This is a genomic window from Nocardia bhagyanarayanae (genome assembly GCF_006716565.1).
GTDB lineage: Bacteria > Actinomycetota > Actinomycetes > Mycobacteriales > Mycobacteriaceae > Nocardia > Nocardia bhagyanarayanae.
On sequence record NZ_VFPG01000001.1, the window covers coordinates 3,873,215 to 3,897,529 of the forward strand.

At 70.2% G+C, this 24,315-nt stretch carries 23 protein-coding genes; 13 read left to right on the top strand and 10 right to left on the bottom strand.

Annotated elements, in window-relative coordinates; genetic code table 11:
- Nucleotides 1–9: 9 nt before the first annotated feature.
- Both FB390_RS16555 and FB390_RS16560 read left to right on the top strand, forming a co-directional pair.
- Nucleotides 10–312, top strand: coding sequence for a DUF1330 domain-containing protein (locus tag FB390_RS16555; RefSeq protein WP_141809740.1), 303 nt, complete (start codon nt 10–12; stop codon nt 310–312).
- Nucleotides 313–417: 105 nt separating this feature from the next.
- The gene (locus tag FB390_RS16560) at nt 418–783 is read left to right on the top strand and encodes a VOC family protein (RefSeq protein ID WP_141809741.1); all 366 of its coding nucleotides are present in this window, start codon (nt 418–420) and stop codon (nt 781–783) included.
- Between the two features lie 48 nt (nt 784–831).
- Here FB390_RS16560 and FB390_RS16565 read toward each other — a convergent pair whose 3' ends face one another.
- The 3 genes from FB390_RS16565 to glsA all read right to left on the bottom strand — a co-directional run bounded on the left by FB390_RS16565 (nt 832) and on the right by glsA (nt 4,337).
- On the bottom strand, nt 832–1,635 hold the full coding sequence (locus FB390_RS16565) for an enoyl-CoA hydratase (RefSeq protein ID WP_141809742.1): 804 nt from the start codon (nt 1,633–1,635) through the stop codon (nt 832–834).
- 88 nt (nt 1,636–1,723) lie between these two features.
- Complete coding sequence (locus FB390_RS16570; RefSeq protein WP_141809743.1) at nt 1,724–2,407, bottom strand: SIMPL domain-containing protein; 684 nt, start codon at nt 2,405–2,407, stop codon at nt 1,724–1,726.
- A gap of 64 nt (nt 2,408–2,471) precedes the next feature.
- A complete protein-coding gene (gene glsA, locus FB390_RS16575; protein ID WP_141809744.1) occupies nt 2,472–4,337 on the bottom strand; it encodes a glutaminase A in 1,866 nt (621 codons plus the stop codon).
- Between the two features lie 243 nt (nt 4,338–4,580).
- Between glsA and dxs the strand changes: the two genes are divergently transcribed.
- Entirely contained in the window at nt 4,581–6,476 is a 1,896-nt protein-coding gene (gene dxs / locus FB390_RS16580) for a 1-deoxy-D-xylulose-5-phosphate synthase (protein ID WP_141809745.1), read from the top strand.
- Nucleotides 6,477–6,616: 140 nt separating this feature from the next.
- Nucleotides 6,617–7,009, top strand: a complete 393-nt coding sequence (locus FB390_RS16585) for a PPOX class F420-dependent oxidoreductase (protein ID WP_141809746.1) — start codon at nt 6,617–6,619, stop codon at nt 7,007–7,009.
- A gap of 46 nt (nt 7,010–7,055) precedes the next feature.
- Here FB390_RS16585 and FB390_RS16590 read toward each other — a convergent pair whose 3' ends face one another.
- Nucleotides 7,056–8,324: a ribonuclease D gene (locus tag FB390_RS16590; RefSeq protein WP_141809747.1), complete on the bottom strand. Its 1,269-nt coding sequence runs from the start codon at nt 8,322–8,324 to the stop codon at nt 7,056–7,058.
- A 22-nt stretch (nt 8,325–8,346) separates the two neighbouring features.
- Nucleotides 8,347–8,898: a DUF3000 domain-containing protein gene (locus FB390_RS16595; RefSeq protein WP_246124058.1), complete on the bottom strand. Its 552-nt coding sequence runs from the start codon at nt 8,896–8,898 to the stop codon at nt 8,347–8,349.
- A 204-nt stretch (nt 8,899–9,102) separates the two neighbouring features.
- On the opposite strand from FB390_RS16595, the gene hemE reads away from it, so the two are divergent.
- The 3 genes from hemE to hemQ all read left to right on the top strand — a co-directional run bounded on the left by hemE (nt 9,103) and on the right by hemQ (nt 12,539).
- Nucleotides 9,103–10,158, top strand: a complete 1,056-nt coding sequence (hemE, locus tag FB390_RS16600; protein ID WP_141809749.1) for a uroporphyrinogen decarboxylase — start codon at nt 9,103–9,105, stop codon at nt 10,156–10,158.
- Between the two features lie 242 nt (nt 10,159–10,400).
- The gene (locus tag FB390_RS16605; RefSeq protein ID WP_141809750.1) at nt 10,401–11,747 is read left to right on the top strand and encodes a protoporphyrinogen oxidase; all 1,347 of its coding nucleotides are present in this window, start codon (nt 10,401–10,403) and stop codon (nt 11,745–11,747) included.
- A 96-nt stretch (nt 11,748–11,843) separates the two neighbouring features.
- Nucleotides 11,844–12,539, top strand: a complete 696-nt coding sequence (hemQ, locus tag FB390_RS16610; protein ID WP_141809751.1) for a hydrogen peroxide-dependent heme synthase — start codon at nt 11,844–11,846, stop codon at nt 12,537–12,539.
- An 85-nt stretch (nt 12,540–12,624) separates the two neighbouring features.
- On the opposite strand, the gene msrB is transcribed toward hemQ, so the two are convergent.
- The 4 genes from msrB to FB390_RS16630 form a co-directional block, all read right to left on the bottom strand.
- Complete coding sequence (gene msrB / locus FB390_RS16615; protein WP_067779651.1) at nt 12,625–13,068, bottom strand: peptide-methionine (R)-S-oxide reductase MsrB; 444 nt, start codon at nt 13,066–13,068, stop codon at nt 12,625–12,627.
- Complete coding sequence (locus FB390_RS16620; protein ID WP_246124059.1) at nt 13,065–14,444, bottom strand: glycosyltransferase family 87 protein; 1,380 nt, start codon at nt 14,442–14,444, stop codon at nt 13,065–13,067. Before FB390_RS16620 ends, msrB begins: the two co-directional genes overlap by 4 nt.
- Before the next feature lie 95 nt (nt 14,445–14,539).
- A complete protein-coding gene (locus FB390_RS16625; RefSeq protein WP_141809753.1) occupies nt 14,540–16,096 on the bottom strand; it encodes an alpha/beta hydrolase in 1,557 nt (518 codons plus the stop codon).
- Nucleotides 16,097–16,128: 32 nt separating this feature from the next.
- Nucleotides 16,129–16,890, bottom strand: a complete 762-nt coding sequence (locus tag FB390_RS16630; RefSeq protein WP_141809754.1) for a pyrimidine reductase family protein — start codon at nt 16,888–16,890, stop codon at nt 16,129–16,131.
- Between the two features lie 35 nt (nt 16,891–16,925).
- On the opposite strand from FB390_RS16630, the gene zapE reads away from it, so the two are divergent.
- The 3 genes from zapE (at nt 16,926) to FB390_RS16645 (ending at nt 19,034) form a co-directional block, all read left to right on the top strand.
- Nucleotides 16,926–17,945, top strand: coding sequence for a cell division protein ZapE (gene zapE, locus FB390_RS16635; protein WP_141809755.1), 1,020 nt, complete (start codon nt 16,926–16,928; stop codon nt 17,943–17,945).
- A gap of 30 nt (nt 17,946–17,975) precedes the next feature.
- A complete protein-coding gene (locus tag FB390_RS33550) occupies nt 17,976–18,128 on the top strand; it encodes a hypothetical protein (RefSeq protein WP_185757055.1) in 153 nt (50 codons plus the stop codon).
- A 153-nt stretch (nt 18,129–18,281) separates the two neighbouring features.
- Entirely contained in the window at nt 18,282–19,034 is a 753-nt protein-coding gene (locus tag FB390_RS16645) for an alpha/beta fold hydrolase (RefSeq protein WP_141809756.1), read from the top strand.
- 12 nt (nt 19,035–19,046) lie between these two features.
- Here the strand turns inward: FB390_RS16645 and FB390_RS16650 are convergent, their stop codons facing one another.
- The gene (locus FB390_RS16650) at nt 19,047–19,586 is read right to left on the bottom strand and encodes a GNAT family N-acetyltransferase (RefSeq protein ID WP_425465869.1); all 540 of its coding nucleotides are present in this window, start codon (nt 19,584–19,586) and stop codon (nt 19,047–19,049) included.
- 412 nt (nt 19,587–19,998) lie between these two features.
- Here FB390_RS16650 and FB390_RS16655 point away from each other — a divergent pair, with 412 nt between their 5' ends.
- From FB390_RS16655 to FB390_RS16665, 3 genes are all read left to right on the top strand, one after another.
- Complete coding sequence (locus tag FB390_RS16655; RefSeq protein WP_141811830.1) at nt 19,999–21,495, top strand: flavin-containing monooxygenase; 1,497 nt, start codon at nt 19,999–20,001, stop codon at nt 21,493–21,495.
- A gap of 58 nt (nt 21,496–21,553) precedes the next feature.
- Nucleotides 21,554–22,780 (top strand): cytochrome P450 family protein, encoded by a 1,227-nt coding sequence (locus tag FB390_RS16660; protein ID WP_141809757.1) that lies wholly within the window; start codon nt 21,554–21,556, stop codon nt 22,778–22,780.
- A 132-nt stretch (nt 22,781–22,912) separates the two neighbouring features.
- Nucleotides 22,913–24,229 (top strand): cytochrome P450, encoded by a 1,317-nt coding sequence (locus FB390_RS16665; protein WP_141809758.1) that lies wholly within the window; start codon nt 22,913–22,915, stop codon nt 24,227–24,229.
- The last annotated feature ends 86 nt before the right edge of the window (nt 24,230–24,315 follow it).

Sequence of the window (24,315 nt, forward strand, 5' to 3'; positions counted from 1 at the left end):
GTCCAAGCCATGACCGTGTACGTGATCGCCCAGCTGAAGTTCACCGACCGCGCCGCCTACGACCGCTACCAGGCGCGCTTCATGTCGGTGTTCACCAAGTACCAGGGCACGCTGCTCGCAGCCGACGAAACCCCGACCACCCTCGAAGGTACGACCGACCGCGAGAAGGTGGTCCTGATGTCGTTCCCGGACGAGGCCGCGGTCACCGCCTGGTCGCAATCCCCGGAGTACCAGGAGATCTCCAAGGACCGGGTCGCGGGCGCCGACACCCTGACCCTGCTGGTGAAGGGTCTCGACCACCGCCCGGACTGATGCGCGAGCGCCGCGATCCGGACGGCCGACCCGCGTAGAGTCGGCGGCATACCCGAGAGTCCTTGCGTTGGAAGGTGACCGGGCGCTGCAAGAGGGAGGGATGTCGTGATCCATCACGTGCAAGTGAGCTGTCCGCCGGGGTCCGAGGGCGCGCAGCGGGCGTTCTACACCGGTGTGCTCGGCTGGCCGGAGCTGCGGAAGCCGCCGCTGCTGGCGGCGCGTGGCGGTTGCTGGTTCCGGGTGCCCGGCAACGGTGGGCCGGACGGCGAGCTGCACGTGGGCGTGGAGGCCGACTTTCGCCCTGCGGCCAAGGCGCATCCCGCGTTCGTCGTCGACATCGACGCGACTGCCGAGGCGGTCGCGGGTGCGGGGCATCCGGTGCGCTGGGCCGATCCCGCGGAAATCCCCGGGCGGCGCCGGTTCTTCACCGTGGACGGCGTCGGAAATCGGCTCGAGTTCCTGGCGGACTGAACTCCGAACCCTTCGCCTCGGACGTCGCCGACGCGTGACCTGGTCCGGTCAGTGTTCGTAGTGGGGTGGGCGGCGGTCGCGGCGGGCGCGGATGGCTTCGTCGAAGTTGTCGGTGGTGAGGCGGACGTACAGCTGGGCGAGGCCCTCCTGCTGCATGTGCGACTCGAAGCTGCTCGCCTCCAGTCCGCTCCACAGCATCCGTTTGGTGAGCTCGGTGCCGACCCTGCTGAAGCCGATGATGCGTTCGGCGAGGTCGTAACAGGTGTCGAGGAGCTTCGCGGTGGGCACGGTGCGGGAGACCAGACCGATCCGCTCGGCCTCGACGGCGTCGACGTCGCGTCCGGACAGCATGATCTCGAAGGCGCGCGCGGAGCCGATGGCGCGCGGCAGCAGGAAGCTCATGCCCAGCTCGGTCGAGGTGAGGCCGTTGTTGATGCCCGCGGCGCGGAAGTAGGCGTCCTCGCCCGCGATACGGATGTCGGCGCCGACGCTCAGGCAGAACCCGCCGCCGATGGCCGCGCCGTTGACCGCGGCGATCACCGGCTGGTGCATACGGCGCAGTGTGATCATCACATCGTTGAGCAGATCCATCGAGCGCCGCGCGACCGTGGTGGGAGTGAGGCCAGCAGTGTTCGGCACCCGCCCGGCGCCTTGGAGGTCGGCGCCCGAACAGAAGCCTTGCCCGGCACCGGTCAGCACCACCACGCGGACGTCGTTGTCGGCGCTCACCTGTTCGAGTGCTTCGCGCAGCGGGATCATCACGTCGAAGGCCATGGCGTTCATCCGCTCCGGCCGGTTCAGCGTCACCAGCGCGACGTGCGGCCGCGGCCGGTCGACGAGCACGAAGGACATGGCGGCTCCTGACCCGCGGCGCCGGGTCCGCCGCGCGCCTTCACTATAGGGTCGCCCGTACGCCGATCGCGGCGAATCCGTCGCTCCGTCAGTCCAATTCCCAGGTGGCGCGCACACTCGCCGAGACCTCCGATTCGCCGAGTTCGACCGGCACCGCCGCGGCGAACGCGACCTCGCCCACCGGCGCGGACACGGCGCGCATCCGCGGTGCGAAAGGCGGTGCGGACGCGGCGTTCTCGGTGATCTCCAGCACCGTGCCCAGCGCCCGGCCCGCCCGCGCGGCGTACTGCTCGGCCTTGGCGAGCGCGTTGTCCCAGGCCGCGTCGCGGGCCCGCGCGAGCAAACCGGCCTCATCGGCGAAGGTGAGCGTGAGCCCGCCGAGCCGGACGTCGTCGCCGCCCGCCTCCACAGCGTCCGCGATGATCGTCGCGGGTCCGGTGTCGGCTCCCGCTTCGGCGTCGATGTCGCGCAGCGCCACCGTCAGATCGGCGGTCGCGAGATAGCCCGTGATGCGGTTGCCCTGCCCCTCGGTCCATATCGTCTCGGTGCGCACCGACAGACCGCTGGTGGCGATGTCCGTGTCGGCGACGCCGTTTCCGCGCAGCGCCGCGGTGACCGCGGCGACTCGCTCGCCCGCCTGCCCGTAGGCCAGCGCGACCTTGCTCGCCTTCGTCTCGATGGAGATGGTGACGCGCATCAGATCCGGGGTGGCGCGCACGCTGCCCTGTCCGAAGGTGGTGACCGTGCCGGTGTCGGACTTCTTCTTGCTCACGTCGCTGCGCTCCTCGCTCGCTCGGTGCTGCCGGTCCTCGTCGCCGGCTCAACGGATATTCGGTTCAATAGTCCCCGCCGCGTACCGCGATCGCGCGCACGGCGGCGTCCATCTGGGCGTACGCGCCCGCCGCCAGCCGTTCCAGCAGCGCCAGCTTCAGCTCCGGCGCGCGTTCGGCGAGCATGTCGAAGCGGGCGGGGCTCAGCACCGCGACTCGGACGGTTGTCTCGGCCCGCGCCTCGTTCACGAACGGAGTGCCGACCAGCATGGGTATCTCGCCGAACGACATGCCCGCCGAGAGTGTGACCAGCCGGTGGGCGCGTCCGTCGGCGCCTTCGAAGCTGAGCCGGACCCGGCCCTCCAAGATCAGATACAGCCCGGAACGGCTGCTGCCGCGGTGGGCGATCACCTCGCCACGCGCGACGGTGCGCATCTCGAAATCCTCCGCCAGCCGCGCCCGCGCCTCGCGGGCGAGCGCCGCGAGCGCTGGATGCTCCTCGACCGTGATCGACGTGCACGCCGGTTCGTCGGCGGGACGGTGGCGGGCGAGCACGATGTCCTCGCACCACTCCGTGGCGGTGTCGCGGTCGACGAAGACCCGGCCGCGTGGATCCGCGGGGTCCACGCTCGACACCAGACGCCCCAGCTTGGCGTCCGGGTCCACCAGCGCGACCAGGCACCCGGTCGCGGCCAGCTCGCGTCGCAGCTCGTCGAGCATGGTCACCGCGATCGCGCTGACCTCACCCACCCGGCGCAGGTCGATCACCAGCGCGTCCAGTTCTCCGGCTCGCTTCTCGATCGCGTGTACCGCGCCCTCGGCCCCCGCGAACAGCAGGTCGCCGTGCAGTTCGTAGATCCTGGCCCGGTGTCCGTGCTCGTCGAGCACCGCGATCTCCTCGGTGCTGCGCCGCGTCCGGGAGGGCACCTCCACCACCGTGTAGTCGGCGCGGATCGCCGTGCGCGCCGACCGGGTGACGTGCAGGAAGTGCAGCTCCAGCCGCCGCGACAGTTCCCGGCAGGCCGCGACACCGCGCACGCTGTTGCCGTGCCGGTCCAGGCGCGGGGAGTAGACGGCGATCCCGATCTGCCCGGGCAGCACCGCCAGGATGCCGCCGCCGACCCCGCTCTTGGCGGGCATGCCGACGGTGCTCACCCACTCGCCCGCCGCGTCGTACATCCCGCAGGTTGTCATCACGCTCAGCACCTGTTCGGTCAGCGTGCTCGACAGGGCCCGCTCCCTGGTGAGCGGATTGACGCCGTTGTTGGCCAGTGTCGCGGCCATCACGGCGAGGTCGTGGCAGGTGACGTCGATAGAGCACTGCCGGAAGTAGCGGTCCACCGCCTCGTCCGGATCGGAGTCGATGACGCCGAAGGAGCGCAGCATGTAGCCGATGGCGCGGTTGCGGTAGCCGGTGCGCGCCTCGGAGGCGTAGACGGCCTCGTTCACGCGCAGCTCGCGCCCGGCGAAGCGGGAGTAGCAGCGGCGCACCCGCTCGAACTTCTCGGCGGCGTCGCGACCGCCGATCAGTGCGGCGGCGCTGATGGCGCCCGCGTTGATCATCGGGTTGCGCGGACGCGCGGTCACCGGGTCCAGGCTGATCTCGTTGAACGCTTCGCCGGAGGGCTCCACGTCGATCCGCTCGGCCACCGCGGCGGGCCCGCGATCGGCGAGCGCCAGCGCGTAGGTGAACGGCTTGGAGATCGACTGGATCGTGAAGGGAGCCTGCACGTCACCGGCGCCGTACACCCGTCCGTCGGCGGTGGCCACGCACAGGCCGAACGAATCCGCTTGCACCGCAGCGAGTTCGGGAATGTAGTCGGCCGGCTCCCCGGACCGGTCGGCCAGGCACTCGGCGTACACGTCGGCGACGATGCGTGCCACCACACCGGAATCGGTCGTTCGCGGAACCGCTCGCTCGGGCTCGGCCACCCGACCACTGTATGGCCGTTCGCCGCGGGCGTGCGCGAACTTCGGGCGTACTCCGTCCGGCCCCGCGTGGCCGACAGGTATACCGTAGAGCGCACGGCCGGACGTTTTCGTCCGGCTCGCGCGTGTCCAGTCTCACATGTCGCGACGAAGTCGGCTGGTGACAGGCAGTTGTCGGAAAGAGGCACTGTCACCGCTCCGTAGACTGATCGGATCAGAAGCGCTATCCGGAGGGAGCGAGTTCAGGTGGGAGTGCTTTCCCGGGTCGACACGCCCGAAGACTTGCGCCGGCTGAACGTGGCCGAGCTGAAGGAACTGGCGGAGGAGATCCGCGAGTTCCTGGTGCAGAAGGTCGCCGCCACCGGCGGTCACCTGGGACCGAACCTCGGCGTGGTGGAACTCACCATCGCGCTGCATCGGGTCTTCGATTCGCCCGCCGACCCGTTGATCTTCGACACCGGCCATCAGGCCTACGTGCACAAGATCCTCACCGGCCGCAAGGACCAGTTCGACGGTCTGCGCAAGCAGGGCGGTCTGTCGGGCTACCCGAGCCGTGCGGAGAGCGCGCACGACTGGGTGGAGTCCTCGCACGCCTCCGCGGCGCTGTCCTACGCCGACGGGCTGGCCAAGGCGTTCCAGCTCACCGGACAGGGCAGGCACGTCGTCGCGATCGTCGGCGACGGCGCGCTCACCGGCGGCATGTGCTGGGAGGCGCTGAACAACATCGCCGCCGCGCCGGACCGCTCGGTGGTGATCGTCGTCAACGACAACGGCCGCTCCTACGCGCCGACCATCGGCGGCCTCGCCGACCGGCTCACCGCGCTGCGCACCCAGCCCGCCTACGAGGTCGCGCTGGACGCGGGCAAGCGGATTCTCAAGAGCATTCCGCGGGTGGGCGAGTCGGCCTACTCGATGGTGCACGCGGTGAAGGCGGGCATCAAGGACGCGGTGAGCCCGCAGGAGCTGTTCAGCGATCTCGGGCTCAAGTACGTCGGCCCGGTGGACGGCCACGACGTCGCCGCCATGGAGGCGGCGCTGCGCCGCGCCAAGGACTTCGGCGGTCCGGTGGTGGTGCACGCGGTCACCCAGAAGGGTCGCGGCTACGCGCCCGCCGAGAACCACGTCGCCGACCAGATGCACGCCTGCGACCCCATCGACCCGCTGACCGGACGTCCCGTCGGCGGCCCGAAGGCGGTCGGCTGGACCTCGGTGTTCTCCGAGGAACTGATCGCGCACGCCGAACAGCGCGACGACATCGTCGCCATCACCGCCGCGATGCCAGGCCCGACCGGTCTCGCCGCGTTCGGCGAGCGGTTCCCGGACCGCATGTTCGACGTCGGCATCGCCGAACAGCACGCCATGGCGTCGGCGGCCGGTCTCGCGCTCGGCGGTCTGCACCCCGTGGTCGCGATCTACTCGACCTTCCTCAACCGCGCCTTCGATCAGCTGCTGATGGACGTGGCGCTGCTGAAGCAGCCCGTCACCGTCGTGCTGGACCGCGCGGGCATCACCGGTTCCGACGGCGCCAGCCACAACGGCATGTGGGACCTGTCGGTGCTCGGCATCATCCCCGGCATCCGGGTCGCCGCCCCGCGTGACGCCGGCACCCTCCGTGAGGAACTGGGCGAGGCACTGGCCGTGAACGACGGACCCACCGCGCTGCGCTTCCCGAAGGGCAGTGTGACCGAGGACATCCCGGCGGTCGAACGTCTCGACGGCGTGGACGTGCTGCGGCTGCCGGACGCCGAGGGCTCAGCGCAGGCGCAGCGCGGCGACGTGCTGATCGTCGCGGTCGGCTCGTTCGCCGAGACGGCGCTGCGGGTCGCGGACCTGCTCGCGCCGGAGGGCGTTTCGGTCACCGTCATCGACCCGCGCTGGGTACTGCCGGTCTCCGACACGGTGGTGAAGCTCGCGGAGAACTACCGCCTGGTGGTCACCCTCGAGGACGGTGGTCTGCACGGCGGCATCGGCTCCACCGTCTCGGCCCGCCTGCGCTCCTCCGGCCTGGACGTCCCCACCCGCGACCTCGGCGTACCGCAGCGGTTCCTGGACCACGCCTCGCGCAACCAGGTCCACGAGGAACTCGGCCTCACCCCGATCGATATCGCCCGGCGTATCACCGGCTGGCTCGACGCCGGCTGACCCCGCGATCTCCGCGCGCCCCGCCTCGGACCCGAGTGCGGGGCGCGTCGCGTTGTAGGCCGGGAATACCTGCTGGATCCGCTCCCGTTACCACTAGTACAAATTTCAACTACATGGCCGAGTCCATAGGAGGAGGCGCTGTGGTCTTCACACAGGCGGAAATCGAATTCCTCGAGCAGCAGCCGATCGGCAGGTTCGGGACGGTCGGTCCGAACGACGATCCGCAGATCCGCCCGGTCGGCGTGCATCTGGCCGAGGATCGGCGGACAGTCGATGTGGTCGGCCACGCGCTGGCCGCCACGCAGAAGTGGCGCAACGTACTGCGTAACCCGCGCGTCGCGTTCCTCGTCGACAGCGTCGAGTCGGTGGATCCGCCCGTCGCGCGGGGGATCGAGATTCGCGGCGTTGCCGAGCCCTTGCGCGACGCGGTCGACAGCAGCGGCGGACTCAGCGGTGAGGTGATTCGAATCCATCCGCGCCGGATCATCTCGTGGGGGCTGGACAGCCCGCGACCCGTCGGCCGCGACGTCTGACCGAGGCAGGCGGGCATCGCCGGTAGGCCGTCCGACGACGCTGGACTCAGTCGGGCGTCGGTGCCAGCGCGATGGTGAGGCGGGGGACGGCGAGTTCGCGCTGCCAAGGCCTCGCCCCGCCGGACTTGAGGAAACCGTCGACTGCGGCCGCGAGCTCGGCGGTGTCGCCGCGGTCGTATTCCGGCAGTCCGTCCCAGCACAGTCTGCGGACCAGGTCGGGGGAGAGCAGGTTCTCGACCGGGATGGCGTGCTCTAGCGACAGTTCGCCCATCGCGGCGCGGGCGCGGGCCAAGCGGGCCGCGGCGATCGGGTCGCGGCGCTCCCAGCGGTTCGGCGGGGGCGGACCGTCGAACGGTTGGGTCAGCGGGGGCAGCTCGCTGTCCGGCAGCGCGCGGGCGCGATCGATGGCGCCGAGCCATTCCCGCGAATACCGGCGCTGGCGCGGGCCGCCGAACACCGGGAGGGTGCGCAGCTGGGCGATGGTGCGCGGGTCGGCGGTCGCGGCGGAGACGATGGCCGAGTCCGGCAAGATGCGCGCGGGCGCGACGTCACGGGCGCGGGCCAGCGCGTCCCGCGTCGTCCACAGCTCGCGCACGACGGCGAGCTGACGCGCGCGGCGCAAGGTGTGGATGCCGGAGGTGCGCCGCCACCGGTCGGCCTTGGGCGCCGGCGGTTCGGTGGTGCGGATGTGCTCGAATTCCTGTGCCGCCCAATCGGTCTTGCCCTGCACCTCCAGGTCGGCGGCGACCTTGGCGCGCAGCTCCAGCAGCAGCTCCACGTCCAGCGCGGCGTAGTTGAGCCAGTCGGCGGGCAGCGGGCGGGTCGACCAGTCGGCGGCGCCGTGCCCCTTGCGCAGCGCCCGTCCCAGCAGCTTCTCGACCATCGCGGCCAAGCCGACCCGCTCGTATCCGGCCAGCCTGCCGCCGAGCTCGGTGTCGAACAGCCGCGCGGGACGCAGCCCCAATTCCGCGAGCCCTGGCAGGTCCTGATCGGCCGAGTGCAGCACCCACTCCAGGTCGTTGATCGTCTCGGCCAGCGGCGCGAGCGCGTCCGCTACCGGAATCGGGTCGATCAGGAAGGTGCCCGCGCCCGCGCGGCGCAGCTGGATCAGATAGGCACGGGCGGAGTAACGGAAACCCGAGGCGCGTTCGGCGTCGACCGCGAGCGGACCGGTGCCCGCCGCAAGCTTCGCCGCCGCCGCGGCGACCTCGTCCGCGGTGGCCAGGACCGGCGGCACTCCATCGACGGGGGCGAGCAGAGGTTCCGCTGTGCTGTCTCCCGCGCGCCCATCTTCGGGCTGGTCTCCTACCGGCATAGACCTGAACTTTACGTTGTGGTCAGTTGTGGTCGTTGCTGGTATAGGACTCCGGGCGCAGATGGGTGATTCCCGCGGGCGGCAGACCCGCCGAATAGGCCAGCACCTCGCAGAACGCTTCGACGTGCGGACGCATCTCCGTGGTGAGCGCGGTCCACGAGGCGCGCAGCTCCAGTTGGTGGGCGCGCGGCGGCCCCGCGATGTCGCCGTAGCGCACGGAACTCGTCGAGGTGACGGTGCCGCCGAGCGCGGTGAACGGCTCCGAACGCGACTCGAGCGCGTCGACCAGCCAGCTCCAGGCCACTTCGGGAAGCAGCGGGTCGGTGGCCAGCGCGGCGTCGATGTCGGCCTGGATGTAGGCCACCAGACGGAACACCCCGTGCCAGGCGTCGTCGCCGTCCGGGTCGTGCAACAGGATCAGCCTGCCGAACGCGTCACCCTCGGACTCGACCGGAACCACGGGTGTCTCGGGGTGTTTGACTTCGGCGCCGATGGCGTAGGAGAACGGCGCGAGGCGTTGCGGCGGCCGGATGGGCGCGAGCTCGATCCGAGGATGCACAGTTGCGGTGCCCATCGCCTCGACCGCGGCGCGAAATGGAGCAGGTTCGCCTTGGGGGCCTTCGGTCGGTGCGGCGCCGTCGCGGAAGTCGAGCGGTGTCACAAAAGCGACGGTAGACCTTGTGTCCCCGGCGCGGGCGGAGGCGCGCCGCTCAGGCCCCGTGACGGCCCGGTTCGGCCGGTCCGTTGCCGCCCGCCGGGCGCGCATACGATAGCGATGATGAGCACCTACACTCGCCGCCGGTTGACCGACGCCCCGTTCCTGGCCGCCGCCACCGGCGCCACCCCGAGTCGGCGCCCGGTGTGGTTCATGCGCCAGGCCGGACGTTCGCTGCCCGAGTACCGCGAACTGCGCGCGGGTATCGGCATGTTGGAGTCCTGCTTCGACCCGGAGCTGGTGTGCGAGATCACCATGCAGCCGATCCGCAGGCACGGCGTCGACGCGGCGATCCTGTTCTCCGACATCGTCGTTCCGCTCAAGGCGGCCGGTATCGACCTCGACATCGTGCCCGGCGTCGGCCCCGTCGTCGCCGCGCCGGTGCGCACCCACGACGACGTGCGCGCGCTGCCCCGGCTGCGGCCCGAGGAGGTGCACGCGGTCACCGAGGGTGTGCGACTGCTCACCGACGCGCTCGGCCAGACCCCGCTGATCGGTTTCGCGGGCGCGCCGTTCACCCTGGCCTCGTACCTGGTCGAGGGCGGGCCGAGCAAGCATCACGAGCGCACCAAGGCGATGATGCACGCCGATCCCAAGACCTGGCACGAACTGCTCGGCGCGCTCACCGACATCACCATCGTGTTCCTGCAGGCGCAGCTGGCCGCGGGCGTCGACGCGGTGCAGCTGTTCGACTCGTGGGCGGGCGCGCTCTCGCTGGCCGACTACCGCACCTTCGTGCTGCCGCACTCCGAGCGGGTGTTCGCCGAGATCGCCGACGCCGGCGTGCCGCGCATCCACTTCGGCGTCGGCACCGGCGAGCTGCTCGGCGCGATGGGCGAGGCGGGCGCCGACGTGGTGGGCGTCGACTGGCGGGTTCCGCTGACCGAGGCGGTCCGCCGCGTCGGCGCCGGAAAAGCCTTGCAGGGCAACCTGGATCCGGCCATCCTCTTCGCCGGACCCGAGGCCGTCGAAGCCGAGGCGAGGCGCATCGCCCGCGAGGCCGATCAGGCCATCACGATGGGCGCCGCGGGCCACATCTTCAACCTCGGGCACGGCGTTCTTCCCGACACCGACCCCGGTGTGCTCACCGCCCTGGTCGAGCTCGTTCACGAACTCTAGAACTCGCCCCTCGGCTGGGCCGTCGCGCCGAGGTCACGGCGGGGCAGCCGTGCCCGGCCCCTGCCACCCGCCGAAATCGAGCTGCTGCCGGACGACCAGGAAGGTCCATCGTCCGCCGAGGCCGGACTACCCGGGGCAGCGTGGGTTCTGACGGCCTGCGACGGCCTGTGGCCGCCGGGCGTGACGAATCGGACAGCGAGGCGGCGGTGGAAACGGGCGGCGAACGGGATACCGTCGCAGACATGAGGATCGCGATTGTCGGCGGTGGGATCAGTGGTCTCGTTGCGGCGTACCGGCTGCGCACGCGGCTCGGCGCGGACGCCGACATCGTGGTGCTGGATCGCGCCGAACGGCTCGGCGGCATCCTGCACACCGGTGAAATGGGCGGCGAGCCACTGGATCTGGGGGCGGAGGCGTTCGTCGGGCGCAGGCCCGAAGTGCCCGCGCTACTCGGCGAACTGGGGTTGAGCGACCAGCTGGTGACACCCGCCGGGCGGCGTCCCCTGGTCTGGGCCGGTGGCGCGGCGCACCCGTTGCCGCCGCGCACCCTCATGGGCATTCCCTCCGACGCCGAGTCCCTGCGCGGCCTGGTCGACGCCGACACGCTGGCGCGGGTCGCCGCCGAACCCGAGCGCGCACTGACCTGGTACCTGGACGCCGACCTGGACGTGTACAGCCTGGTCGCCGACCGGTTCGGCACGCAGGTCGCCGAGCGCAGCGTCGATCCGCTGCTGGGCGGGGTGTACGCGGGCAGCTCCCGCTCGATCGGCGTGCGCGCCGCCCTGCCCGGCCTGGCCGCCGCACTGGACGCGGGCGCGCCGAGCCTCACCCACGCCGTGGCCGCCGCGCTGCCGCCGCCGTCGGACGCGCCGGTGTTCGGCGGTATCCGCGACGGGTACCGGGTGCTGCTCGACGCGCTGGCGGAGGCCGCGTCCGCCCGGTTCGTCACCGCGACACCGGCCACCCGGCTCGCCCGCGCCACCGGCGGCTGGGTACTCGATCCGCTCGGTCTCGTGGACGCCGTGGTGCTGGCCACCCCAGCGCCGGTCACCGCCAAGCTGCTGCGCTACGTCGCGCCGCGGGCGGCGGACGCGGCCGCCGGGATCGAGCTGTCCTCGTCGGTCGTCGTCGCGCTGTCGCTGCCGCAGGACACCGCGCTGCCGGACAACTCCGGCATCCTGGTGGCGACCGGAGAACCCCTGCGCGCGAAGGCTTTCACACTGTCCAGCCGCAAGTGGCCGCATCTGGCCGAGCGTAAGACCGCGCTGGTGCGCGCCTCCTTCGGCAAGTTCGGCGACGACGCCCCGCTGTCCTGGTCCGACACCGACCTGATCGCCGCCGCCACCGAAGACCTCGCCACCGTCACCGGCGCCGTCATCGATCCCGTCGAGGCGATCGTGCAGCGCTGGCCGGGCGGTCTGGCGCAGTACGCCGTCGGCCACGTCGACCGCATCGCCGAAATCGAATCCGCCACAGCCGAACTCGACGGCCTCGCATTGGCGGGTGCCTACCTGCACGGCGTCGGCGTCCCGGCCTGCGTCGCCTCCGGTGAGAACGCCGCGCGCCGCATCGCCGAATCCCTGGGCTGATCGCGCTCAGCCTCTCCTGCGCGACAGCAGGGCGTCGGCTGTCCTACGCCGCCCCGCGCGGCGGTGCGCGTTCGCCCCAGTGGCACGATAGGAAACATGGCGCGACTCGACTATCAAGCTCTCAACTCCACCATCCGCTACCTGATGTTCTCGGTGTTCCAGGTGCAGCCGGGCGTGCTTGGCGAGGACCGTGAGGCAGCCGTCAAGGAGGCGCGCGCGTTCTTCGACGGGCTCGCCGAGCGCGACGTGGTGGTGCGCGGCATCTACGACGTGGCGGGCATGCGCGCCGACGCCGACTTCATGATCTGGACGCACGCCGAGCGGGTGGAGGACCTGCAGGCGGCGTACTCCGACTTCCGCAGGACCACCGAGCTCGGCCGGGCCAGCGCCCCGGTGTGGAGCAATGTGGCGCTGCACCGCCCCGCGGAGTTCAACAAGAGCCACATCCCGGCGTTCCTGGCCGGTGAGGACCCGGGCAACTACATCTGCGTGTACCCGTTCGTGCGCTCCTACGAGTGGTACCTGCTGCCCGACGAGGAACGTCGCAAGATGCTGGCCGACCACGGCAAGGCCGCCCGCGGCTACCCGGACGTGCGCGCGAACACCGTGAGCTCGTTCGCGCTCGGCGACTACGAGTGGATCCTGGCTTTCGAGTCGCCGGAACTGCACCGGATCGTGGATCTCATGCGCGATCTGCGGGCCACCGAGGCGCGCCTGCACGTCCGCGAAGAGGTGCCGTTCTTCACCGGCCCCCGCGTGGAGGTCGACAAGCTCATCGCGGCGCTGCCCTGATCGACGACGGACGTGCGTGCCCCGGGTTTTCGGGGCATGCACGGCGCGCTGGCGAACCCGTATTCTGCGCTGAGCGTTCGGTCGGCTACCCGGCTGCGCTGTCCGAGGGGTGCAGCCGCAGAGCGATGGAGTTGATGCAATAGCGCTGGTCGGTGGGCGTGGGATAGCCTTCGCCCTCGAACACGTGGCCGAGGTGGCTGTGGCAATTCGCGCACAGCACTTCGACACGGTGCATGCCCAGCGAATTGTCCGAACGCAGGATCACCGCGTCCGATTTCGCCGGATCGAAGAACGACGGCCACCCGCAGTGCGACTCGAATTTCTCGGTGCTGCGGAACAATTCGGCGTCACAGGCGCGACAGCTGTACACGCCCTCGGTCTTGGTGTCGGTGTACTCACCGGTGAAGGGACGTTCGGTCGCGGCCTCGCGTAGCACCGCGTACTCCTCGGGATCCAGCTTGGCGCGCCACTGCTGCGGCGTCAGCTGGAGTCGTGGCGCGGGTAGAGACGTTTCGGCGTCGGAACTCATTGCTCCACGCTAATACGTTTCTCCTCGGCCGGCGCCGACCCGTTGTGTGACCTGGGCGAAGCCGGGGCCTGCGCCTGGTCGGCGGGCGCCGTGACGGACTCGGTCGCGTCCTCGGGCGCCGCGTTCGCGGCCTCCGCTTCGGCGGTGTCGCGACTGTCGGGCGCGGTCCGCATCCACACCGGATCGATGCCGAACGGCAGGCGGCCTTCCCGGCGGGCGGCCAGGTAGCGATCGCCGAGCACGCAGAACACCACGATGAGCAGCAGGCCCCAGCCGAACGTGATGCGCAGGTACTCGAGGTTGCGCCCGAAGCTCTGCCAGCGGTCCGACAGCCACTTGTCGTAGGACATGAACCCGAAGATCGCCAGCCAAGCGGGCCAGTTGCGCAGCACCGAGTTGCGCAGCACCACCGACATCAGGAACGGGAACAGCATCATCGAGTAGTACATCTGGCCGAGACCGGGCAGCAGGAACATCGCGGTGAGCAGCACACCCGAAGACGTGGTGACGAAGAACAGCTCGTCGTCGCGGTAGTAGCGGTAGAGAATCCACAGCGAGATCGCCACCAGTCCAGCCATCGTGAGGCGGATGCCCCACGTGAGCGCGTCCGGCAGGCCGTAGTAGGCGGCGTTGCCCGCGATCGCGCTGTTGAAGTAGTCCCTGGTCTCCAGCAGGTAAGGGACGGTCCTGCTGAAGAACTGCTCGGGATCCTTCAGCAGCGGCCAGGCGATCGCGGTGAGCGCGACCGGCACGCCGATGGCGGTGATGAACACCTTCCACTGCCCGCGCGCTGCCGCGATCAGCACCAGCGGCGCCAGCACAGGTTTCACGGTGATGCTCAATCCGAGTATCGCGCCGGCCCACAAATCGCGCCGGGCTAGCAACAGGTGCAGGAAGAGCAGCTCGGCCAGCAGGACGCAGCCGTTCACATTGGTGAAGACGAGCGTGTTGATGACCGTCTCGGACATGAACATGGCCAGCAGCAGCGCGGGCGCGGCCACCGACTTCAGGGTGTACTTGAACAGTCGCAGCAGCAGGTACCAGGCGAGCAGGATGGCGGCGGCGTTCAGCAGGATGAAGCACCAGCGCGACTTCTCGGGATCGATCAGCGCCAGGGGCGCGATGAGCAGCGTGCCGCCCGGCGGATACAGGTAGTGCGGGTCCACCGAGTCGAAGTTGGCGGTGTAGACGGGGCGGCCGTTGAGGAAGGCCAGCGAGGCGTTGTAGACCGGCTTGTAGTCGTCGGTGATGAACCCGTTGACAGCCTTGATGAATACCCGATTCAGCACCGTCATGACCGCGAGAGGCCAGAGTGCGAACTTGATCACCTCGGCGGTGGTGCGAGCGGTGCGAGGCTCGAGCTGTCGAAGTAACACTGGGGCACGGTACACCGGATGGGCGGCGGATAGGTTGCCGGGATATGTCTCGGCGCGGCGAGACAGGCCATGCAATCAGGCTATGACCGGCGGGTTCAGGCTGGACAGGCGCTGCCGTCCTGCGGAAGCCGCGCCTCTTTCAGGTAGTCCAGCAGCAATCGCTGCGCGCAGCCCGAGTGGGTGAAGACCGGGTGCCCCCAGCCCTGCCAGGTCGTCGACGCGTGCCGCGCGCCCGCGGCGCCCAGCGCGCCCGTCACCGAGGCCTGCCCGCCGTTGCCCACCACGGGGTCGGCGATGCCGCCGAGCACCAGCACCGGAAGGGTGAATTTTTCCGGCAGCGGCGGCGCCCCCGCGACCGGCCAAGCCGAGCAGCCCATCAGCGCGATCGCCGCGCTCCGGCCGAACACCGGATACTTCTGACCCCACGCGGCCGTCAGCTCGGTCGCCTTGGTGGGGGTGGGCGGTTGCTGAATGTCGGTGCAGCGGTTGACGAACTGGCCGTCGCTCGCGGTTGCCGCCGATTCGCGCAGCACCAGGTTGCCGAGCGCGGCCCGGTCGCCGCGCCCGGCCGCCGAGAGCGCGTCGGCCAGTTCGGTGATCCGGTTGGCCTGATCGGCGCGCGGCGAGCCGAGGAAGCCGCTGATCGTGGTGAGCAGCGCGTTGGCGGAGATGTCGCCGAGCCCGCCCTCGCCCGCCCTGCGCACCAGGTCGGTGATCGCCGCGCGCGGGTCGGGCCCGAGCGAGCAGCCGAGCCCGGTGCAGCGCTGGGCGAACGCGGTGAGCGCCGCCTCCGCGCCCTGCAGGCGGTGCTCCTCGGCGGTCACCGAGTCGGCGCCGACGGCCTCGGGGGAGTCGAGCGCCAGCCGCGCCAGGTGATCGCCGAACTTGCGCGCGTAGCTGAGCGCGACCCGCGCGCCGTTTCCGGTGCCCAGCAGGTCGATGTGCTCGACCTGCCACTGCCTGCGCAGCTGCTCGATGTCGTCGGCCGCGTGCGGCGCGTCGAAGGTGCCTTCGTAGGGCTGTAGGAAATCGCGGCAGGAGATGGTGGCCTCCCGGCTGAGCGCGGCCACCGCCTGCACCGGATCGGCCGCGTCCGGACCGAACTGGGCGTTGTCGGCGAGGCCGCGCCGGATGTCGGGCGGCAGGCAGTCGATCGGCTGGGAGGTGCCGAGGCCGCGCCGGTCCACCGCGACGATCGGGCGCGCGCCGAGCAGCGTGCTCGCCGGCCCGACGGCCAGGCCGGCGAGCGTCGCGGTCGAGGAGCGGTCCGTGCCCGAGGTCAGGACCAGCGGTGCGACGTCGGTCGGGGTCTGCGCGAGACGGGCCCGCATCGCGCCGGTGCGGAAGCTGCCGAGCACGCTGCCCGCGGCATCGATCGGCGTGGAGTACTCCGCGCACTCCAGCACCAGACCGGCGGGCGCGGGGCCGAGACCGAGCAGATTCAGGGTCGGCGTCGTGCACTCGCGCCAGGTCAGGTCGGTCTTGGGCACCTCGGCGTTGGGCGGCGGGGGCGGGGTCGACGCCGAGGTCTCCCCGCCGCCGACGGCTGGATGCTCGACGGCGACGACGGGACGATCGGACGGGCCCGCACCGCATCCGGCGATCATCATCGACAGTGCCGAGGCCAGCACGGCGGCTCGAGTCCAGCGCATGCGCTACAGCCTGCCAGGTTCGGACGCGTGTTTCACCGACGGGCCCATCGGGTCAGCATCGTGCCGTCGGTGTCGAGCACGATGTGCCTGCGCTCCATCGGCATCCGGAACTCGTGCGCGGACAGCGAGATTCGGCGTGCGGTGCCGCCGACCAGCACCGGTGCGGTGGTCAGGCACAGCTCGTCGATCGCGTCCGCTTCCAGCAGTTCGCCGAACAGGTGCGGACCGCCCTCGCACAGCACCCGGGTGAGCCCGCGCTCGGCGAGCGCCGCGAGCAGACCTTTCGGTGTCACCGCGACGCCACCCGCCTCGATCACCACGCCGCCGGCTTCGGCGAGCGCGAGCTTGCGGTCGGCGGGCGCGGTGCTGGTGGTGATGATCAGCGGCGGCACCGCGGTGTCGGTGAACAGGCGGCAGCCCGGTTCCAGCGCGGCGCTGGCGGTGACCACCGCGATCGGCGGCGGCGCGCCGTCGGGGTGTCCGCCGAGCCCGCGGTCGTAGAGCTCCCTGCGGCGGGTCGCGCTGGTGCGCGCGCCGCCGTAGTTCTCCGCGCGAACCGTGCCCGCGCCGACCAGGACCACGTCGGCGAGTTCGCGGAGGAGCATGAACACTTTCTTGTCGGCCGGGGTGCCGAGACCGGCGGTCGCGTCCTCGCTGGTCGCGGCGCCGTCGATGCTTGCGACGAAATTCGCGCGGACCCAGGGGGCCTGGAGGTCGAAGGGGTAGGCGTACAGCCTGGCGAGGTCTTCGCGGCTCAGCTCTGTGAGCTGGATCGCATTGTGGATACGCTGCATGAAGTCACATCACACCACGTCTTTAGGCTTCGTCCATGCAAGAACGCCTTGTCGATCGCCATCCGGAGGTTCCGGCGGACCAGCTCGTCGCCCAAATGGTGCCTCCGCCCATGTTCGACGAGGTCAGTTTCGCCTCCTACATCCCGGACCCCAAGGAGCCCAGCCAGGCCGCGGCCGTGCGCAAGGCCGAGGACTTCGCCGGGCAGGTGGCCAAGATCCACAAGGCCGCGGGCAAGAAGGGCCTGTTCGGTAAGAAGAAGCAGGTCAGCGGCGCGGGCCTGTACCTCGACGGTGGTTTCGGCGTCGGCAAGACGCACCTGCTCGCCTCGATCTTCCACAGCGCGCCCGCGCCGAAATCCTTCGGCACCTTCGGCGAGCTGACCAACCTGGTCGGCGCGCTCGGCTTCAACAACGCCGTCGAGCGGCTCGCGGCCAACAGCGTGCTGTGCATCGACGAATTCGAGCTCGACGATCCGGGCGACACCATGCTCGTGTCGCGCCTGCTGACCGAGCTGTCCGCCCGCGGCGTGTCGATCGCCGCCACCTCCAACACCCTGCCCGGCCAGCTGGGCGAAGGGCGTTTCGCCGCACAGGATTTCATGCGCGAGATCAAGAAGCTCGGCGCGATCTTCGAGGCCGTGCGCGTCGACGGACCGGACTACCGGCATCGCGACCTGCCGCCCGCGCCGGAGCCGACCTCGGCCGACCTGCTCGCCGAACGCGCCTCGGCCACACCGGGTTCCACGCTCGACGACTTCGACGCCCTGCTGAAGCACCTGAGCACGCTGCATCCGTCCAAGTACGGCGCGCTGATCTCCGGGCTCTCGGCGGTGTTCATCTCCGGCGTGCACCCCGTCACCGACCAGGCCGTCGCGCTGCGCATCGTCGTCCTCGCCGACCGCCTGTACGACGCCAGCGTCCCCGTCACCGTCTCGGGCGCCAAACTGGACGAGATCTTCTCCCAGGAGATGCTGGACGGCGGGTACCGCAAGAAGTACCTGCGCGCCATCTCGCGTCTGCTGGCGCTGTCCCGTTTCGAGGCTGCCGCGGCCTGAACCGGCCCGCACGACTGCCCGCCGACTCTCGTGCGCACCGGTCTGGTCTATCGCACCGGGCAGCTCGACAACGCGACACCGGCCGACCTGGCCACGGCGGTGCTGCTGACCCTGCTCGGCGTCGATCGCGCCACGGTGACTACGGCGGCTTCGACGCGTACGCGCACGACGGCTTGGGCCTGACCGACGCCGCATCGCCGCGTTGCGGGCCAAGATGCCGGCCTGAGCGTCCGACGCCGGTTCGGGGACCGGTGCTCGGTGCCACCGGTCGACCAGCGCGGGCATCTCATCGCTCGACCGGGATCGCGGCGGGCATGGTGTGACTACGATCCGGACATGTCGAAGTTCAAGACCTGGGACGGGCTGGAGCTGAACTACCGCGTGTGGGACGGCGAAGGTCGCACGGTGGTGCTGCAGCACGGTGTCGTCGCCGATACCAACGCCAACTGGATGAGCATGGGCGTGGTGGCCGCGCTGCAAGCCGCCGGACACCGGGTCGTCTCGCTGGACGCGCGCGGGCACGGGCGCTCGGAGAAGCCGCACGACGCGGCGCGGTACTCGTGGTCGGCGATGGCTCGGGACGTGCGCGCGCTCTACGACGAACTCGACCTCGACGACGTCGCGCAGGTGGGCTATTCGATGGGCGGAGTGATCTCGCTGCTGGTCGCCGCGGCCGACGAGCGAGTCGCGAAACTCGCTGTGGGCGGGATCGGTTCGGGTGTGCTCGACTGCGGCGGCGTGGACCGGCGAGTGGTGGAACCCGAGGAGATTCGACTGGCGATGAACGGCGACGGCGCGGGCGCGCCGCGGGCGGCCCGCCAGTTCCGCGTCCTCGCCGACGCGGTCCGCGCCGACCTGGACGCCATCCGCGCCGTGGTCACCGGTCTCGACGACCGTCCGATCGGCACGCTCGACGACATCACCGTCCCCGCGCTGGTTCTCGCGGGCTCCGACGATCCCTTCGCCGCCGAGCCCGAGCGCCTCGCCGCAGCGTTGCCGGACGGTCGCTGTGTGGTCGTCCCCGGCGATCACATGCTGGCCGTGATGAATCCCGGGTTCAAGGACGCCCTTGTCGATTTCGTGCGCTGAGTTCCGCCGCGGTCAGAAGACCAAGCGCATCACGTAGTCGTGGTGGAGCTGGTTGCCGACGGGGAAGGTCTTGGTGCCGACCGTCTGCAGACCGTATTTGGCGTAGAACCGCTGGGCGCGGGTGTTCTCCTGGTTGACGCCGAGCCACACGCCCGCGTAACCCTCCTCGCGGGCCCGCTCCAGCGCGGCGTGCATGAGCGCCGTCGACACCCCCGTGCCGTGGTGACCGGGCAGGACGTACATCTTGCTGATCTCGACGACCGGCCGCAGATCGACGACCCTCGCCACCTCGGGGTCCGCCGGCTCGCCCGCGTGCAGCATCGCGTAGCCGACGATGTCGCCGCCCGCGACCGCCTTGAGCACCGTCCGCGCGGGGTCGGTCAGGTATTCGCCGAATCGTTCGCCGGACAGCACCTCGGCCAGGAAGATCTCGATGTCGTCCGCGGTGGCGTCGGGCGGGCAGGCCAGCGGAAAGGTCGCGGCCGCAACGTCACTGAGGGCTTCGGCGTCCCATAATCCGGCCCGGTCGACGATGACTGGGATGTTGCTCATGCGTCCAGTAGAGCATGTTCGCGCGAAACCACGCACGATCCGCACTCACGCGATGTGGTCCCGCGTGGTCGGACGGTGGTGGCGCCGTGCGCGATGCAGCTGTTCCCCGGATGCCCTCGGGTTCCTCGGCGGCGATGGCGTAAACGCGGCGCCGCACGCGAACCTGGCGGCGCTCGCAGCTCCTTTCTGTCGGTCGCCATCGGTTAGCCAAAAGTGTGCTATCAGATATTCGGACATCCTTCTGTCGTTTGTTCAGTCTTTTCCCACGCCCGTTGTCTTCTGCTGACTCCCGTTGAGACCGAGAGTCATTCGGCGGGATTCTGCTCCCATCCATCGCCTCGTCCGAGACGAAGATTCAAGGTAGCTAGCGGTTGTCTAGAGGTCTATCCGACGGTGAGGAGGGTTGAGCGGAATGCTGGACTGCGCGGTCGCGGTGATCGGAGCCGGATTCGGCGGCATCGCGATGGGAGTCGCGCTGAAGCGCGCCGGGATCGAGGATTTCCTGATCTTCGACAAGGGGCACGAGGTCGGCGGCGTGTGGCGCGAGAACACCTATCCGGGCTGTTCGTGCGATGTGCCCTCGCACCTGTACTCGCTGTCGTGCGCGCCCTACCGCGACCGGCGCGTGCGTTACCCCGGCCAGCCGGAGATCTTGGCGTATCTGCGCCGGGTGACCGACGAACACGGCTTGGCGCGGCATCTCCGCCTCGGTGTCGCCATCGCCGAGGCGACCTACCTCGACGACACCGGACACTGGCGACTCGGCACCGAATGCGGTCACCACTCGGTGGCCGAAGTGGTCGTCTTCGCGGTCGGCCAGCTGCACCGCCCGAACATCCCCGACCTGCCCGGCGGCGCGGAGTTCGGCGGGCCCGCGTTCCACTCGGCCGAATGGGATCACGGTGTGGACCTGCGCGACCGGACCGTGGCGGTGATCGGCACGGGCTCCTCTGCCGCCCAGATGCTGCCGGATCTCGCGGCGACGGCGCGTCGGGTGTTCGTCTTCCAGCGGACGCCGCACTGGGTGCTGCCGAAGCCGCGGCCGGAGTTCGGCCCGGTTACCCGTGCGGCACTGCGGATTCCCGGCGCGCACCGGCTCTATCGCCGGATGCTCTATCACGGCGCGGACCGCGTGCTGGCTCCGGTCATGCGGCGCGGCTGGTCGGCGCGGCCAGTGGAGTGGGCAGCGCGCAGGCATCTGCGCAGGCATGTGCCCGATCCCGCGCTGCGCGCGAAGCTGACGCCCGGCTATCCCATCGGCGGCAAACGCATCGTCTTCGACAGCCGGTTCTATACGGTGCTCAACTGCCCCGCAGTGGAGTTGGTCACCGAGGCGATCGAGCGGGTCACCGTCGACGGCATCCAGACCGTCGACGGAACGTTGCGCCGCTGCGATGTCTTGATCTACGCGACGGGTTTTCGCGCCTCGGAGTTCCTCGTCCCGGTCACGGTCCGCGGCCGCGGCGGCGCGGTGCTGCACGAACAGTGGGCGACCGGCGCGTCCGCGTTTCTCGGTGTGGCGGTGCCCGGTTACCCCAACGCCTTTCTCATCGCCGGGCCGAACACGTTCAACCCGGCGGGAAGCAATCCCACGATGAAGGAGTGCCAGGTCGACTTCATCGTGCGCTGTCTGCGTTGGCGTGCCGAACTTGGCGCCGCCGCGATCGAGGTGACCGCCGAGGCGGCGCACAGCCACCAGCTCTGGTTGGCCAAGGCCATGGCAAAGACCGTCTGGCCCGCGATGGAGCAGAGCTGGTACAAGCACGGCGCCGGCCGGGTGACCAATCCGTGGCCCGCCTCGGCGCGCGCGTTCGGCAAGATGCTGCGCCGCCACCCCGCCGAATCGTTCACCGTCGTCCGGATCGGCGACCGCGGCGGCCAGTGCGCCGATACTGGCCGATCATCGTGACGCGTGCCACTATCGAAGTGGCGCAACATAACTCGCGACTGGGGAAGGCCAATCGATCATGAGACAGCTGCCACCGGAATTCTTTCGTACACCGTATGCCTTCTACGAGCAGCTCCGGGCGCAGGGCCCGGTGCATCAGATCCAGCTGCGCACCGGCGTGCGCGCCTGGCTGATCGTCGACTACGACGCGGCACGCGAGGCGCTGCGCAATCCGACGATTCGCAAGGACCCGCACACCGACACCGGCGCCGGGGCCCGCAGGGAGGGTGCGGGCGAGAGCGGCGTCGGCGCCGTCAACGCCCGGCTCAGTTACCACCTGCTCAACACCGATCCGCCGCACCACGCCCGGCTGCGCAAGCTGGTCACCCCCGCGTTCGCCCCCGCTCGCATCGAGGCGCTCACCCCGCGCGTCACCGCCATCACCGACGAACTGCTAGACCGCCTCGCCGCGGCCGAGGGCCCGGTGGATCTGATGGACGAGTTCGCCTTTCCGCTGCCCATCACCGTGATCTGCGAGATGCTCGGCGTGCCCGCCGCCGATCGCGAGCAGTTCAAGGAGTGGTCGGCGGTGGTCTCCGACATCACCCTGGCCGACCCGGCGCGGATGCGCGTGGCCACCGACGCGATCGTGGCGTATTTCGAGGATCTGCTCGCCCGCTGCCGCGCCGAGGGGCCCGGCGCGGACCTGCTCTCCGATCTGCTCACCGCCAGCGAAGCCGACGACCGGCTCACCGACGACGAGATCATCTCGATGGCCTTCCTCATCCTCATCGCGGGCCACGAGACCACGGTCAACCTGATCGGCAACACCATGCTGACCTTGCTCGCCGATCCGCCGAAATACGCTGCACTGCGGGAAAATCCGGAGCAGGTGCCCGCGCTCATCGAGGAGATGCTGCGCTTCGAGGGCCCGGTGAACATGGCGACGCTGCGTTACACGACGGTGCCGACCGTCATCGGCGAGACCGAGATTCCGGCCGGGGAACTCGTCCTGGTCGCGCTGGGTTCGGCCAACCACGACGAGAAGCGCTTCGACGCGCCGGACGCCTTCGACGCCGACCGAAACACCAACGGCCACCTCGCCTTCGGGCACGGCATCCACTACTGCCTCGGTGCGGGCCTGGCCAGGCTGGAAGCGCGCATCGCCATCTCGCGGCTGCTGGAGCGGTATCCGGATATGCGGCTCGCGGTGGACGCCGACGACATCCTGTGGCGGGAGAGCGTGCTGTTCCGCGGTGTCCTGGATCTGCCGGTGGAGACCACCAAGTCGCCCGCGCTGCGCTGAGTTTCGCGCGGCGACTCGGCGAAATCATCCACAGGGCCGCGGTTGTGCACAGCGGCGCCGACGAGGTTCCGGGGGCCGCGGGGGTGTGCCACGCTGAGTTCGCACACCCCCGCGGACACCTCAGGAGGACCGATGAGTCGAGGGCACGCACCGACGGTAGCGGGGTACCCGCCCGGCCCGGTCCTTCCGGTGTTCGCGCAGAGCTATCTCTACATTCGGTACCGCGCCGCGTTGCTTCCGGTGCTGCGCCGCCGCTACGGCGAGGTCTTCTCGTTGCGCATTCCGCCGTTCGCCGATCGGCTCGTGGTGTTCTCCCGCCCGGAGCACGTCAAGGAGATCTTCGCCGGGGACCCGTACGACATGCACGCGGGAGAGGCCAACAACATCCTCGGTCCGGTGATGGGTCCGCATTCGGTGCTGCTCACCGACGAAGCCGAACACGCGAGGGCGCGCAAGCTGCTGATGCCCGCGTTCAACGGGACGGCCCTGCGCGGCTATCGCGACCTGGTGAGCGAGATCGCCGCCGCGGAGACCGCCGGCTGGCGGCCCGGCTCGACTGTGGTCACGCTGGACCGGATGAACGCGCTGACCCTCGAGGTGATCATGCGGGTGGTCTTCGGCGTCACCGACGAACGCACTCGCGCCGAACTGGCGCCGCGCCTGCACCGCATCGTCACCATCAGCCCGCTGCAGTACGCGGGTCTGCGGATCCCGCGGTTGCAGCGCTACTGGCCGTGGCGGTCCTTCCACGACACGCTCGCCGCGATCGACGACCTGCTCTACCGCGAGATCGCCGAGCGCCGCTCGGCCCCCGATCTGGCCGACCGCACCGACGTGCTGTCCCGGCTGCTACAGGTCGGTGGCGGCGAAGCGCCGTTGTCGGACGCGGAGTTGCGCGATCAGCTGGTCACCTTGCTGCTGGCAGGGCACGAGACCACCGCGGCCGCGCTGTCCTGGGCGCTCTACGAACTCGCCGCCGATCCGGCGCTACAGCTCGCGACCTACCGGGCCGTGCGAGCCGACGACGACAAGGCGGTGGAAGCCGTGCTGAAGGAGGCGATGCGTCTGCACACGGTGATCCCCGGCGCGGTACGCAAACTCACCAAGGACACCACGATCGGCCAATGGGAGCTGCCCGCGGGCACCACCGTCAGCTGCTCGATCTTCCTCGCGCATCGTCGGCCCGAGAGCTATCCCGACGTGGCCGCCTTCCGCCCGGCGCGGTTCCTGGACGGCGAGGTCGAACCGAACACGTGGCTGCCGTTCGGCGGTGGCGTGCGCCGGTGCATCGGCGCGGGCTTCGCGCTGATGGAGGGGACGGCGGTTCTACGCGAGGTCCTGATCAGGCACACGCTGGCGCTCGCCGACGCACGCCCCGAGCGCGGACGGGTGCGGAATATCACCACAGTCCCGCGCGGCAAGGCCAGAATCGTGGTCACACCACGGTAGATGACACAGCCGGACGGAGTCCGTCGTCAGCCCGCGCATGGCCGGAGAAGAGGTGGAGGTAGGCGTAGATCCGAGGAATCTGCGCC

Bases quoted from the DNA above. Each gene is read 5' to 3' on its own strand.
- FB390_RS16555 (WP_141809740.1), top strand. From the start codon at position 10: ATGACCGTGTACGTGATCGCCCAGCTGAAGTTCACCGACCGCGCCGCC.
- FB390_RS16565 (WP_141809742.1), bottom strand. From the start codon at position 1,635: ATGTCCTTCGTGCTCGTCGACCGGCCGCGGCCGCACGTCGCGCTGGTG.
- FB390_RS16590 (WP_141809747.1), bottom strand. From the start codon at position 8,324: ATGCCGGTAGGAGACCAGCCCGAAGATGGGCGCGCGGGAGACAGCACA.
- FB390_RS16595 (WP_246124058.1), bottom strand. From the start codon at position 8,898: ATGGGCACCGCAACTGTGCATCCTCGGATCGAGCTCGCGCCCATCCGG.
- hemE (WP_141809749.1), top strand. From the start codon at position 9,103: ATGAGCACCTACACTCGCCGCCGGTTGACCGACGCCCCGTTCCTGGCC.
- FB390_RS16605 (WP_141809750.1), top strand. From the start codon at position 10,401: ATGAGGATCGCGATTGTCGGCGGTGGGATCAGTGGTCTCGTTGCGGCG.
- hemQ (WP_141809751.1), top strand. From the start codon at position 11,844: ATGGCGCGACTCGACTATCAAGCTCTCAACTCCACCATCCGCTACCTG.
- msrB (WP_067779651.1), bottom strand. From the start codon at position 13,068: ATGAGTTCCGACGCCGAAACGTCTCTACCCGCGCCACGACTCCAGCTG.
- FB390_RS16625 (WP_141809753.1), bottom strand. From the start codon at position 16,096: ATGCGCTGGACTCGAGCCGCCGTGCTGGCCTCGGCACTGTCGATGATG.
- FB390_RS16630 (WP_141809754.1), bottom strand. From the start codon at position 16,890: ATGCAGCGTATCCACAATGCGATCCAGCTCACAGAGCTGAGCCGCGAA.
- zapE (WP_141809755.1), top strand. From the start codon at position 16,926: ATGCAAGAACGCCTTGTCGATCGCCATCCGGAGGTTCCGGCGGACCAG.
- FB390_RS16645 (WP_141809756.1), top strand. From the start codon at position 18,282: ATGTCGAAGTTCAAGACCTGGGACGGGCTGGAGCTGAACTACCGCGTG.
- FB390_RS16650 (WP_425465869.1), bottom strand. From the start codon at position 19,586: ATGAGCAACATCCCAGTCATCGTCGACCGGGCCGGATTATGGGACGCC.
- FB390_RS16655 (WP_141811830.1), top strand. From the start codon at position 19,999: ATGCTGGACTGCGCGGTCGCGGTGATCGGAGCCGGATTCGGCGGCATC.
- FB390_RS16660 (WP_141809757.1), top strand. From the start codon at position 21,554: ATGAGACAGCTGCCACCGGAATTCTTTCGTACACCGTATGCCTTCTAC.
- FB390_RS16665 (WP_141809758.1), top strand. From the start codon at position 22,913: ATGAGTCGAGGGCACGCACCGACGGTAGCGGGGTACCCGCCCGGCCCG.